This is a genomic window from Bacteroides acidifaciens, from assembly GCF_024623065.1.
GTDB classification, from domain to species: Bacteria; Bacteroidota; Bacteroidia; order Bacteroidales; family Bacteroidaceae; genus Bacteroides; species Bacteroides acidifaciens.
Map to the genome: position 1 here is coordinate 1 of NZ_JANJZR010000100.1, position 13,532 is coordinate 13,532.

Annotated in this window: 12 protein-coding genes; all 12 read right to left on the reverse strand. The window is 38.6% G+C overall.

The features are described from left to right. Positions 1–55: 55 nt before the first annotated feature. On the reverse strand, positions 56–319 hold the full coding sequence (locus NSB03_RS18375) for an acyltransferase family protein (RefSeq protein ID WP_257466569.1): 264 nt from the start codon (positions 317–319) through the stop codon (positions 56–58). An 8-nt stretch (positions 320–327) separates the two neighbouring features. Beyond that, positions 328–963: a DUF1919 domain-containing protein gene (locus tag NSB03_RS18380; protein WP_024988556.1), complete on the reverse strand. Its 636-nt coding sequence runs from the start codon at positions 961–963 to the stop codon at positions 328–330. Then, a complete protein-coding gene (locus NSB03_RS18385; protein WP_128824490.1) occupies positions 954–2,036 on the reverse strand; it encodes a glycosyltransferase in 1,083 nt (360 codons plus the stop codon). Before NSB03_RS18385 ends, NSB03_RS18380 begins: the two co-directional genes overlap by 10 nt. Positions 2,037–2,077: 41 nt before the next feature. Continuing rightward, on the reverse strand, positions 2,078–3,154 hold the full coding sequence (locus tag NSB03_RS18390; RefSeq protein WP_024988558.1) for a glycosyltransferase: 1,077 nt from the start codon (positions 3,152–3,154) through the stop codon (positions 2,078–2,080). A 3-nt stretch (positions 3,155–3,157) separates the two neighbouring features. Then, positions 3,158–3,712 carry a serine O-acetyltransferase gene (locus NSB03_RS18395; RefSeq protein ID WP_024988559.1) on the reverse strand — a complete coding sequence of 185 codons (555 nt, stop codon included), beginning with the start codon at positions 3,710–3,712 and terminating at the stop codon, positions 3,158–3,160. After that, the gene (locus NSB03_RS18400) at positions 3,713–4,675 is read right to left on the reverse strand and encodes a glycosyltransferase family 2 protein (RefSeq protein ID WP_024988560.1); all 963 of its coding nucleotides are present in this window, start codon (positions 4,673–4,675) and stop codon (positions 3,713–3,715) included. Next, positions 4,675–5,391: a glycosyltransferase family 32 protein gene (locus NSB03_RS18405; protein ID WP_024988561.1), complete on the reverse strand. Its 717-nt coding sequence runs from the start codon at positions 5,389–5,391 to the stop codon at positions 4,675–4,677. The genes NSB03_RS18400 and NSB03_RS18405 overlap by 1 nt, the downstream gene beginning before the upstream one ends. 1 nt (position 5,392) lies before the next feature. Further along, the gene (locus NSB03_RS18410; RefSeq protein ID WP_024988562.1) at positions 5,393–6,247 is read right to left on the reverse strand and encodes a glucosamine inositolphosphorylceramide transferase family protein; all 855 of its coding nucleotides are present in this window, start codon (positions 6,245–6,247) and stop codon (positions 5,393–5,395) included. A gap of 12 nt (positions 6,248–6,259) precedes the next feature. Next, a complete protein-coding gene (locus NSB03_RS18415) occupies positions 6,260–7,231 on the reverse strand; it encodes an EpsG family protein (RefSeq protein ID WP_159102161.1) in 972 nt (323 codons plus the stop codon). A 1,512-nt stretch (positions 7,232–8,743) separates the two neighbouring features. Further along, a complete protein-coding gene (locus tag NSB03_RS18420) occupies positions 8,744–11,164 on the reverse strand; it encodes a GumC family protein (protein WP_024988564.1) in 2,421 nt (806 codons plus the stop codon). A gap of 9 nt (positions 11,165–11,173) precedes the next feature. Further along, a complete protein-coding gene (locus tag NSB03_RS18425) occupies positions 11,174–12,007 on the reverse strand; it encodes a polysaccharide biosynthesis/export family protein (RefSeq protein ID WP_172503507.1) in 834 nt (277 codons plus the stop codon). Between the two features lie 13 nt (positions 12,008–12,020). Next, positions 12,021–13,532: polysaccharide biosynthesis protein (locus NSB03_RS18430; RefSeq protein WP_257466570.1), on the reverse strand; the 1,512-nt coding region annotated here is incomplete at its 5' end.

Consider the following 13,532-nt stretch of genomic DNA (forward strand, 5'->3'; position numbering starts at 1 on the left):
TCAGGGACTTTCGCAAATTTAATCACTTAAAAATTAGATGTTTAACAGCATAAATTTAAATTTTGTCATCTACAAAATTACAGAACACAAAAAGAACATAAGGAATGAGTAATGCCTTAGCCTTCTGCTTGATAAATTCAAAAGGAGCACGTCGGTCAGAAAACGTATATCCCGCAAGGATAAAGAACAATGGCATATGAAATGAATAAAAATAATAACAATATTTCCAATCCAACCAATTATGACCAAACATCACCATAAGGATACCAATACCTTTTGCGGCATCCACCCACTCGATTCTCATATTAGAATTTGCCATTGTTTTCCTTACACTTCATTTAAGAATTTCACCCAATCAAACTGATCAATGGGGCGTTTGCCAAACCACCCCTTACCATCAGTTATAATACCAACACATTCTTGTTTCTCATATCCATGCAAATAATAGCAACTTGGATGGGAATCATCCGGTTGACAAGTGAACATAATCTTCTTGTAAGGAAGCGCCTCGAAACGATCTTTCAAAGCTACAGTCATACCTTCACGGTCATTATTAAAGATTACTATCTTCTCCCAATTGATCCGTTTTTTTCGACTATTCCACTTCTGTTGAGCTTCCTCCACCGTATGATAATGCACAAGATAAAGTAAGATATCGCCTAAGTAAGCTACAGGGTATTTACGGTCTTCTACAATGCCCGATTCTTTACACGGTGTCATCTTATCAATAGAAAGATAGTACTTAAGATTCTCACAGAACTTGATAAAGTCCCCTGCTTTTATATAAAGATTGACAGTTGGAGAAAGAAACTGAAGACCAAGATCATGATAAAGAATGCCCCCCGTGCAATTCATTGAAAGGATGGTTATATCTTGATTAGTAAAACGACTTCTATACTGCTTGTCTCTGTACTTTTTAAAAACCCGCCAAATGCGATATCTAAGTGATTGTATTATTTGCATACTTTTAGTCCTTGGTTTATAATTCTTTCAATAGTCGCTGCCGTATTGGCAATGGAATAACCTGCAGATATCAAACTCTCAGACACATCTACACGAGGCATAGAAGCTAGTTCAAGAAGCCTATCAGCCCACTCTTCCACCGATGCATTCAAACTCTTATATTCCACTAGACCTGTAATATTAGCTTCCTGTGAGACTGTATCAGAAACAAGACAACGGATACCAGCAGCTTGTGCCTCCACAAGAGCGAATGGTAACCCCTCGAAAAAAGAGGGCATGAGCAGGCAATTAATGTACGACAACCACTCATTCACATTATCCACACCACCTGTAAAAATGATGCGATGCTGTAATCCCAAAGCTCGCACTTTTGCTTCAAGTTCTACTCGACATTCACCATCACCTATAAACAAGCATTGAGTGTCTCTATCTCTTTGGCACAATACGGTAAATATAGAAAGGCTCATAAAGGGATTTTTTTGACGATCTAATCTCCCTAGACAGGCTACAACTTTTCCGGCTTCATTCTTTAATGTACCTAATACATTTTGATGCTTTGTACTAGAATAGACATATCTACTGATATCAATGCCGTTTTTAATGATTGTATATGGACGCCCATCAAACATCCAATCACCAGCAGTCTTCGAGCAAGCAAGAAGATCAGTGGCATACTTATGCAAATTCTTACGCGAATTTCTTTCCTGCCACTTATGGAGCCAACCAAGAAGACCACCTGCTATAACCTGATTACCTGTGTTATGAGAATGAATAATCCGCACTGGTACATCAGCATCCTTTGCAAACTTCAACAGATCAATACTCACTATATCACATGTATTATAATAAATCACATCAAACTTATTTTCATGGAAAAACTTCCGCCAGAACTGCTGATACTTAATGTAATTATGTCTATTCGCAGGCACTACCCATTCTTTACCATCAATATTCATAGTGGGCCAATGAAGGATAATCTCATATTTGTCTTCAAGCTGAGAACTAATATTTTTAATATAGGCTTCTACTCCACCCTTATCAGTCGAGTATCCTATCATGAATATTCTTTTCATTGATTACTTCTTTAGTTAAAAATAAAACGTCCCCAAAGATATCATTTGACAATTGATTCATATACATCAATATACGAATCAATCGTTTTGCTAATATCATAGTCCTTTGATCTTAAATAACATTGTCCTGCAAGAGTTTTATAAAAGTTGGAGTCATTTTTCAAACGTTCTACAATTTCGGCTAATCTCCTTTCATCACCTTGTGGAAATACGCAACCATAATTCTTCACAATATCCCTTAATCCCACAACATCACTGGCCACTACAGGTTTTCCCGCTGCCATACCCTCAACAGCAGCAAGCCCAAACCCTTCTAAATGCGAAGACATTACAACTACATCAGCGGCTTTTAACACATTCGGAATATCAGAACGTACACCTGTAAAAACCACACGTTCTTCCAAATTCAATCGCTTAACAAGTTCTTTACACTCAACTCGCCTATCACCATCGCCTACTAAACAAAGTTGTACATTCTTAGACAACAGAGTTAAAGCGCGAATAATGGTATCTTGATCCTTCTGATAACGAAAACCAGCAACCATCATAAGTAAAAAAGTATCGTTTTTACACCCAATATTCTTCCGTTCAACTGGAACAGCTGATGAATATCTCTCTACATCTATACCATTCGATATCGTATCAATCGGACATGAGATTTTTATATATCTTCTCAAATTTTCAGTTGTCGCAGATGAGATTGATATAATCTCTTTATATCTGCTATACATCCATTTGTCTATGGGACGATACCACTTCAAACTACGTCTACGATTAGAAGTGGTATGTTCCGTTGTACAAAGTACAACGGAACATACCAGACTCGCAATAGCCGCGAACAGCTGTGGAGCTGTGTTGTGTGTATGAATTATATCGTATTTATGGAAATAGGGCAATAATTTCAATATGTTTATAGGATTATATACTGAACCGCCACACCCCAATTCAAATATATTCACCCCGTCATCTTTCAGTAGCTTTTTAAAAGGAGTTTCGGTTCCATCAAACAAAAGCACATCAACATCGTACCCTCGTTGACGATACATAGGTACCATATCAACAATCAATTTTTCAGCACCACCTGTCTTCAGGGAGGTTATTACTTGTAATATTTTCATGATTTACTCTACTGTATAGACTAAATATTTTGCAGTCGGTGAAGAATTTCTAGTAATTATCCGACCTGGGTTTCCAATAACTATAGAATCATCCGGTACATCAAAATTTACAAAAGCATTAGGAGCAACCAATACATTATTACCAATTTTTACTCCTCCTACAACAACTGCATTTGCATTAATAATGACATTATCCCCGATATGCGGTACGCCTTTGTTCCTTCCATCTGAATAACCAATCAATACACCCTGCGCTATGTTAAAGTTCTTTCCTATCACAGTTTCTCCATTGATAACAATCGTACCCCAATGCGAAATTCGAAATCCCTTACCAATTCGTGTACATACAGGAATTTGAATGCCGGTGTTAAGCATACAACTCCGATGACAAATCCGCCAAAACAGACGAGAAACAGAATTGTTGGCAAGTTGTGCCTTCCTAAAATAATAAGTAAAACGAAATCCTGGCGTGAAGAAAAAATAACTTATCTTCACCATAAGATTCTTACTTCTTAGTCCTTCGTAACGAAAAAGATCATCTTGAATAATACTATTCATTTATCCTACCTTCATTTTAACTTGATGTTTAACACTATGTTTTATCTTCCAATACAATAAACAGCCCAATGGAACTGCCAAAATTGTAAGGAGTTTACACGGACTTTCTGCTATAAAATTCCTGTTTTTACAAATAATGGAACTTGATACATAATGTATGCACACCTGAAAACGGCGCTTAAAACTTAAGGAATGAGTCATCTCAAACTTACGGTAAAACGACCATCCCTTGGGATTTCTCCAATACTGCCGATACATGCTAGAACTTGACCCATCCGATTGGTAATCAACTATTATTAGAGGTTCATTCAGAACTAAAAGTTCATAGTTTTGATCAATAATCAGATACTTATAATTTAATCCCACATAGTTTTCTCCTCTGAATATGGGATATTTAGGAGTTTGTTTAATAATATCTGTGCGATAAACTAATTTTTTATCTCCTTTGCCTCCATCTTGATAATATCCACTCAAAGTTGTACTAATTAACCCTTTCGGAAATGGCAAACCTATGATTTCCTTATGCTTATCGTCTATATCAAGCCCAATAATGCCAGCATACTTTTGTCTGTCTTCCATTGATTGTGATTGCCAAAAAATAACAATCCTTTCGACAGCGTTGTCTGGTACATAATCGTCAGAATCTATGCACATATTAAGTTCAGTAGATAAGTGGTCGTATGCAGTATTATGCGCTCCGTGCATGCCTTGATTCTGTTGATAGATATAATGTATGTGAAGCCAAGGAACATCTTTACTATAACCTTTCAGTTCTAAAGCTGTTTCCTGAAGCGTAGCATTTGCATACCACGAACGCACGAGTTCACGCGTATTATCACTAGAACCATCATCTACTATAAGCCATTCAAAATCATGATATGTCTGCCGACATAAACTCTCGTATGTCCTACCTATCGTATGAGCCCGATTATAAGCAGGTGTAAATATTGTAAGTAATGCCATTATCTAAATAATCTTAGAAGCCTTCTTATGTATTGCTTTATCTTTTTCTTCCAAACAGGCTGAGGAGGTAACCAAGATGCCATAAACCAATGAATACTTCGTGTATTTGGGGAAACATGTAATTCACCGGTTCCAATATCAAGCGGATTGAAATACTCTGCAGGATAAATAGTGATATCCCCAACTTTCTGTATAGTATTGCTTTCCTGCATACCTAATTCTTTCAAAAGATCAGTTACTAATGGAATCATCGTGTATTTATTAAAACGTCCATCTTCTCCCCAAAAATTAAGCTTATCATATCGTTTGAGAACCTCTTGGTAGAAGGTCATATGTGCATATGCTCCAATGCACAAACCTGGTGCAACTTTTGGATACTCCCCTTTCTCTTTTTCACCATCAATTTCAGCACCTAGAAAAGCTCCTTCAGCAATAATGCTTTCCATACTTTTAATCACCTCTACATCGGTATCAAAATATAGCCCTCCGAATTTCTCTAATATCCAAAAACGGGCATAATCACTTACAAAGGCATACTTCTTGGCTTCATATGCATTTTTGGTATAAGGAATGATATTTATATCAAAATTATCCTCATTCCACTCCCTAATCTCATAATCAGGAAAAAACTTCTTCCAGCTCTCAATGCACTTGCTTGCCGATTCTGGCAACGGTTTACGTCCGAACCAACAGTAATGAATTGTTTTGGGTATCATATTAACCTCTTATCTTAAAATATAAGTCATGCAAAAACTTACTGCCATATCTGTATCCATCTATGACAACCTTATCTCCAAACACATTAAATGTATGGAATCCTTCAGGATACATCTTTGTAGGTGGATACAATCGCTTGATTTCATTTAATTGAATCTTATCACCTGTAAATGAAATTTCTTGAAAAGATACACCCTCTCCATAATTATGATTACACACTTGAGCCGGACTAATCAAATGTCCTTTCCAAGTGAAAACATTACCCGCTCTTCGTGCTATATTATTATCAAACTTTATCTCTTGATGGAAAATATATCCTGATAACGGCTGATTGCTACGATATATTTGCAGTATATTACCATTACAATTTTCCCCAATAGTAAACAACATATAAAAACTATCTTCATACTTAAAAATTGTAGCATCAGCAAGTGGCAAGCTTGACAACTTTCCACACAATTCTACAGTTCTCCCGTATTTGTATAATTTTGTATTCCTAGCTTTCCCATTTTCAGGATACATATACATCTGTCCGCTCACCTGTATAATATTAGGGAAAGAAAGATGTGTGGGTAAATCAAGTATAGTTTCGTTTTTGACAAGTTTACAATCATTTTTAGCTACTGTAAGTCTTGCCAAGCGTCCCTTTTGAGTATCAAGCATACACTCTTCAACAAGGATAATGTAGTTTTCATCTGTTTCATCTACAATAAAAGGATCAGCAAACCATCTATCATGATAGGAATGCTTCATCCATTTGATGTTTACAGGACTTAAATCATCTGCAATATCTGCAATAGCAATATTCCAATCTTGATAGACATAACGATTCAATAAATTTCTTATGACATTCATATTCTCTTTTTATTATTTAATAAATCCTGTTAACTCACTATTATAATAAAGCCCACCACTCATTAGGAAATAGAAAAGCAAATACAATAAACCTAAACCCCAATATAATTGCTTTTTCATATCGGTATAAACGTAACTAAATAAATAGGGAATAAGTATCAGACTATACAAATCAAAATATACTGGCAATCTACCTATCATAATTCCACTCGTAAAAATACCTATGACATAAATTCCTACTGAAATAGTACTCATATTAATACAAATATTTATAAATTGATTGTTTATTTTTTCAATTTTTTCTCTTCTTATAAAAGCAAAAACAATAGGAATTGCTTTGAACAAAACCCGCAGCGGATGCACACCATCATCCTCTGCAAATTGTTCAAGGTTAGATGCATAAGCTGTATTATGCAAAACAGTTTCCATTGCTTCAAGTAAAGGAGAAATTGCAAATACGCTCATGAGAATGAGCAAAACAAACAACATCATCTTCCTTTTAAATGGAGTCTCGAACACTATAAAATAAATTGGAAGCATAATAAGAATAGTTGTATGGACTGTAGAACACAAAAGAACGGCAACAATAAACAAAATCGTTTTTCTTTTGATAATCAAATCACACAATCCAAACATAATGGCCGCTACTAGAAACTGGCGGATGCCATTAAACATCCAGACCACAATCATAGATGTTACAAACAGATACATACTATAAAGGTAATTGACCGAATACTTACGGAATGTCATCATGATTGGTACTCCTGTAGCGACTGCAATCAAAGTCAGCCACCAATGGTAACTTTCAGAAAAAAGAGTTTTAAAAAGTATCTGTAAAAAATCAAATCCCTTCTGTTTTCCCTCTTGAAATAAAGCCTGTATTGCCTTATCAATACCTGTCTCTGCTTCATTAAAACCACTGATATAAGCAGCAGTATCTACAAATTGGATACGCAAACTTGCCCAAAATACAATATACCCCATCGTAAAATAAGCTACAGTTTTGGAGGTATAAACTTTATAGGAGATCCCATAGTTAACTACTTGTGTATGTGAGACACACATCAAAAGTAGGATCAAAAGAATCATCGAATTAAATATTAGCATACTTGTGCTGATGTTAGTACTCAGTTTTGGGCATTCCCTTTTATACAGACACTCTTACAAGTGTCTATGCCTTGAGTTTTTAAATTTTAAATGTTTGCTTAACTATTGGTACTACCAATCCAATCTTATATCTCTACAACCGTTAAGAATATCAGTAAAAACTTACTTAAGTATCTCAAACGAACCTGCCTTACAACTTTACTATACTAACTACACTGTGATAGCTAACTAACATTTCAGTCCTTTCGTCACTGCCGAAGTGAAGCATGAAATTGCGTTGGGTAGTCAGTAGATGAACCGCACTTTCGGCTGCATTATTATAGAGTATCTGTCGTCTTTAGGTAAGCAAATGTTTTATTCCCCAAACATCCAAATAGTTTAACACTGCAGACAGATAAGCCATAACCATATTGCCAGCCTTTGGAAAATAACCCCACTTGAGTTTATTTCTTTTCTCAACATACTGAAGCATCTCGAAACACTCTTAGATAAGACTCATTTCCAAATGAGGTCTTTTTGAGGATGTTTTTCTGTTTTTATGAAGAACATAGAGGGCCATATAATGACTAAAAAGAGAGCAGACCGAAAAGAAGCTAAATAAAACTTTTCAAGTAAAATTTAAATAGGCTCTCTGTATATGACCGGAAATCTTGAACGGTTCAGACTTGTATCCTTAGCATCACCTTTGCTCCCCCCATAACGCTATATGTGTCAGGCCGATTCGATAAATCACAATCTTTCTTTAGTGATTACGAAGAAAAGAACCATACTTTGGAAAACTTAGCAATAGAATTGTCCGGTTATGAGCGGTGATTAAAGCTATCCTAGGACACGACTACAGTCAGTTTCCTGACTATTGAAGCCTCTTCTTTCTTCAGACTCTATTGTTTGAAGCCAAAGTAGTTCTTGTTGGCAAACTTCAGTTTATCAGACAAGTCGCCCCCGATGTTCAACTACTTTACGTTTGGCTCTAGAGAAGCAATACGTATAAAATTTCATCGAATTTAACCTGATGATCAACATACTCTTTCTGCTTGCCAAGGTAATCCTGTAATACAGCATCTCTGACATATATCTCCTAACTCAGTAACATATGCACATTTGGTCAAATATTGATATAGCGTCTTTGTTTTTGAGACCAAAAGTACTCCCACGACATGTCCATGAGGCAAAATCTCGACCTGATACAGGAAATAGAATCTTTCTAAATCTTCGTTGTCGTACATATTTTTTCAGTTCAGCAACGAAAATATACATTCCAAAATTAAGATCTAATTTGACTACTTACTAATGAACGTACGGAAAGCGTTTTAAGTCATACGCTTACTATTTGGAGATATTTCATTTGATATTTATAACAATAAACATCTTAAAATAATTGATTACAAGTTACTTTTCCTTTACTTTATGCTCCCCATATCCGTAACCATAACCATATCGTTTACCATAGCCATAGTACTTGCCATATCTACCATAACCATAATAATAACCGTATTTCTTCTTTTGAAGATCCACCCCATTGATGGCAATACAGAGATTAGGCAATTTATTATTCTCGGCAAGTTCGTTAATCAAAGTGAACTCAGCCTTACGGGTGTAATCAGCACGACATACATAAACTGATAAGTCCGCTACACGTCCTATAAGCAAAGTATCTGTCACCATACCTATAGGAGCAGTATCCAATATCACGTAGTCAAAATTCTTCTTCAGTGTTTCAACAGCCTTCTCCAATCCGTCACGAGCCAACAACTCTGTCGGATTAGGAGGAACAGTACCACCGGGAAGAATATATAAGTTCTTGTTTATATCAGAAGGCTGTACCAAGTCCATCAGATTGATAGCAGGATTAGTCAGAAACTGGGTAATACCATGATCTTTCTTAGGTATGTTGAAGACCGTGTTCAAGCCCGGTTTACGGATATCAAGACCGACTATCACAACTTTCTTGCCTAACAAAGAAAGACTGATAGCCAAATTGGCGGATATAAAGGACTTGCCTTCACCACTAATGGTAGAAGTCACCAAAATCACATTCTTACCATTCTCAAGCATAAATTGAAGATTGGTACGAACATTGCGGAAAGTCTCGCTCATCAAATTGTTCTGATTCTCAAATACGGCAATAGAACCCGTCTTTTCATCTGCCAATGGGACATCACCGATAACAGGGAGCGAAGTCAGTTTTTCAACATCAGCACGACCTTCTACCTTGAACTTGGTCAGACCAATCAGATAAATGATACCTACCGGAATACCTATTCCGAATACCAAAGCTGCCAAATAAATAGTCATCCTCTTTGGGGAAATCGGAGCACCCTCCGCCTGTGCCTCGTCAATAATCTTGGCGTTATTGGCTATAGCGGCCAGGACAATGGCGTTCTCCTCACGCTTCTGAAGCAGCATCAGATACAGACCGGACTTGATTTCCTGCTGGCGGGCAATACTCACAAACTGTCGTTCCTGAGTGGGCGCGTCACTGATACGACGGGAATAACGACCTGCCTCACGAACCAAATCAGTCTTCGTAATCTCAAGGCCTTTCAATGTTGCATCCAAGGTGGTCTGTATATTGCCGCGCATCGCACGGATGCTGGCATTTAGATTTACAATTGCCGGATTACTTTCTGTTGATGTGCGTAACAGGCGGTTACGCTCAGACACCATTTCATTATACCGGTCAATTGCTCCTGCAACACCAGCATCCTGTAAACCGACATTCGAAGGCAACACTTCATATTCAGTACCCTGCAGATATCTTTGCAAATCCATGACAAGATTAATCTGGGTCTGATTCTCCACACGTTTCTTCTCGTATTCGGCATTACCTGCCAAAGCTATCTGGGCTTCACTTGTCAAATCCGTAATACCCGCACTACGCTTGAAATTCTCCAAATCACGCTCTGTACTGCCCAGTTCTTTAGAGATGATACCTATACGCTCGTCAATAAACTCGGCAGTTCTCTGAGCCACCTCATTCTTTTCATTGTTGGCATTGACATTATACATTTCAAGCAGCTTGTCTATATAGTCCTTACCGCGTTGAGTATTGGAGTTCTTGAGTGAAACGGTCACTACGGAAGTAGCTTTCGAGGTAGGAGTTATCGACAGAGAACCGGCGTATCCTTTCGCTACAGAAAAAGGTCTGTTAATATAAGCTGTGATATGGCGTTCTTTTGTTACACTCTCCGGACGGACTGATGATAGAGTGTCGTTGTTCGTAAAAAAAGCAACCGTACCTTCATCGGTTGGGAGTACGGCAGGCAATTTATCGAAACGTTTCCCATACTCTTTTTCTCCCACTTTAATCTGTACATCCATCACGCCGGAGGGGTGCAAAGACATCCCAACCTCCATTGTCTGCGGAAGTTTGTCCGCCTCCTGTGGAGTCAGGCTTACCAGAACTGGAGAAGTGCGATACAGTTCCCTCTTGGGAAACTTGTCTTCGTCCATATAAGTCACGAACAATCCCAAAGAACTGACCACCTCTCTCGCCAATGTCCTGGAAGTCAAAACCTCAATTTCATTCTCTATATTACTTGATGAAGAGACAAAGCCGTTCATCCCCATCTTTTCCAACTCGGAAGACATATTCGCACCACCGCCTTTCTTCTCATCCTTAATCAGGACTGTGGCAGAAACATTATATACAGGTGTTGCCAAACGTAGATATCCCCATGCAACAGCAACACAGACTATTACCGAAACAACGAACCATGGCCAATGAATCAGATAACGGAAAAGGATTTCCTGAATGTTGATCTGTTCTTCGGATTGTGCCCCTGTTCTTTCCTTTCTTTCCTCAACCATATGATGTTATTATCTGAAAATATTTACTAATAAACTTGTTAATGAAACTAAGACTGAGGTAGCTGAGAACCAAAGGCTTGTACTGTTACTGATATCCGAATTTCGAGCCTTTGCCTTGTTAGGAGTCACATACACAATATCGTTCTGCTGTAACCAGTAATAAGGAGAAAGAAGAGTTTCGGCCTTATTCAAATCCAGTGTTATAATCTGTTGTTTACCGTCGGCACTTTCACGAATCAGTTTAACATTGTCGCGGATTCCATAAATGGTCATGTCACCCGCCATGGCCAAGGCCTCCAACAGATTCACTTTCTCATTGCTGATAGTAAATGTGCCTGGAGCGGCAACTTCACCCAAGACAGAAATTTTATAGTTGACCATACGGGCAGTAACAATCGGAGTTTCTTTGATATAGGGCTTCAATTTTTCCACTATCATCTGCTCCACCTCCTTTTTGGTCAGTCCACCTACTTTCAATGTCCCCAATACAGGAAAATTGATATTGCCCTCATTATCCACCAGATAAGTCTGTGGGGAGGATTGGGAAGCACCCTGTGAGTTTCCGGCAGTCATACCGGCAGAACCGCTCGCTCCCAAATTGAAAGGGGCTGCCAATTCAGGGTTCGTACATGACACCACAACAGTAAGCTGATCCTTAGGCATTATTCTGGCATCATACAGAGTTTCCTGTTGGGCAGTCTGTCCCACAATTTCAGAATCTTGCAGATAAGGGACTTTCTTGTATGACTGGCAGGAAGCAAGCAGAAAGAGTGCAATCAGACAGGAAAGTATTCCACCGGCTTTTTTCTGTATACTTGCAGCAATGCAAAATGAATTGTTCATAATATATTCTAGTTTATTGTTCTTTATCCAATACTTCAAATCGCGGAGAATTCTTTGATTTGAATTCAGGAACCACTTTCTTCATCAGCCTGACCGTATCCATAATCTTAACCGCACGGGAAAGTCTCTCAAACTCTGTGTACGTATCAAGGATATCGGCATATTCATACCGACGGACTTTGGCGATCATGATTTTCTTATTCTCTGTCGGAATCGTATTTTCTTTATCGCTCAACACCTCTTCATAAAGCTTCTCACCTGGACGTAAGCCCGTAAACTCTATTTTGATATCCTCACCCGGACGATAACCCGCCAGTTCAATCATGCGGGTAGCCAAGTCGACAATCTTAACTGCCTTACCCATCTCGAAGACAAAGATTTCATTACCCTCTCCCATCGTAGCAGCTTCCATTACCAAACGGCAAGCCTCAGGAATAGTCATGAAGAAGCGGATGATATCAGGATGGGTAACTGTGACAGGACCACCATTCTCTATCTGTTCCCTAAAACGGGGGATGACAGAACCGTTACTGCCCAATACATTACCAAAACGGGTAGTGATGAATTTGGTGTGGCCTTTCACCTTTCCCTCACGGATGGCACAGCCCAGACTCTGCACATAGATTTCAGCCAGACGTTTGGAACAGCCCATTATATTGGTAGGATTCACGGCTTTATCGGTAGAGACCATGACCATTTTTTCCGCACCATATTCCACTGCCATATCAGCTACCTGACGGGAACCTGTGACATTCACCAGTACGGCTTCGCAGGGATTCTCTTCCATTAAAGGCACATGTTTGTAAGCGGCGGCATGAAAAACGATTTGAGGATGATAGAGATCGAATACCATGCGTACACGTTCCTTCACACGCACATCACCAATCACAGGTATGAAATCTATGGCTGGATATTTTTTCTCAAATTCAAGACGGACATTATGTAAAGGAGTCTCGGCAGAGTCGAACATGATGAGTTTCCGAATATCCATCTGTACCAGCTGACGGCAAAGTTCACTACCGATACTGCCGGCAGCACCGGTTACCAGCACCACTTTTCCCCGGAACTCTTCGGCGACCTGACGAAGATTGATGTTTATTTCAGCACGGCCCAGCAAGTCTTCAATCTTAATGGGGCGTATCCACTGATGGAAATTACCGTCGGAATCCGCCTCACTGATAGTGGGAGCAATCAGAGTCTTTAGTTTATTGCTTTTACAATATTCCAAAAGACGGTTTTCTTCCAGGCGGGTATCTTCATAACGGGCAAAAAGAATACCCTTAATACCACGCTTACGTATTATGTAGTCAACATCCGCTTCCTTTTCAAAATAATAAACAGGAAGGTCCGCCAAGCGGCGACGGCTGTTGCTTTTGCCATAAACATAAAAGCCTGCAACCTTATAATGGGCACTGTCACGGAGACGCAACTTCAAGGCCACACTCTCTTCGTCAACGCCATAAATAAGGATACGTGTATTCTTTTTATTTACCCAATCCAACAATAGATCGTAAGTGATGATAAG

Excerpts from the sequence above, each read along its gene's own strand:
- NSB03_RS18390 (WP_024988558.1), bottom strand. The coding sequence starts at position 3,154 with ATGAAAATATTACAAGTAATAACCTCCCTGAAGACAGGTGGTGCTGAA.
- NSB03_RS18425 (WP_172503507.1), bottom strand. The coding sequence starts at position 12,007 with ATGAACAATTCATTTTGCATTGCTGCAAGTATACAGAAAAAAGCCGGT.
- NSB03_RS18375 (WP_257466569.1), bottom strand. The coding sequence starts at position 319 with ATGGCAAATTCTAATATGAGAATCGAGTGGGTGGATGCCGCAAAAGGT.
- NSB03_RS18420 (WP_024988564.1), bottom strand. The coding sequence starts at position 11,164 with ATGGTTGAGGAAAGAAAGGAAAGAACAGGGGCACAATCCGAAGAACAG.
- NSB03_RS18385 (WP_128824490.1), bottom strand. The coding sequence starts at position 2,036 with ATGAAAAGAATATTCATGATAGGATACTCGACTGATAAGGGTGGAGTA.
- NSB03_RS18405 (WP_024988561.1), bottom strand. The coding sequence starts at position 5,391 with ATGATACCCAAAACAATTCATTACTGTTGGTTCGGACGTAAACCGTTG.
- NSB03_RS18400 (WP_024988560.1), bottom strand. The coding sequence starts at position 4,675 with ATGGCATTACTTACAATATTTACACCTGCTTATAATCGGGCTCATACG.
- NSB03_RS18410 (WP_024988562.1), bottom strand. The coding sequence starts at position 6,247 with ATGAATGTCATAAGAAATTTATTGAATCGTTATGTCTATCAAGATTGG.
- NSB03_RS18380 (WP_024988556.1), bottom strand. The coding sequence starts at position 963 with ATGCAAATAATACAATCACTTAGATATCGCATTTGGCGGGTTTTTAAA.
- NSB03_RS18395 (WP_024988559.1), bottom strand. The coding sequence starts at position 3,712 with ATGAATAGTATTATTCAAGATGATCTTTTTCGTTACGAAGGACTAAGA.
- NSB03_RS18415 (WP_159102161.1), bottom strand. The coding sequence starts at position 7,231 with ATGGGGTATATTGTATTTTGGGCAAGTTTGCGTATCCAATTTGTAGAT.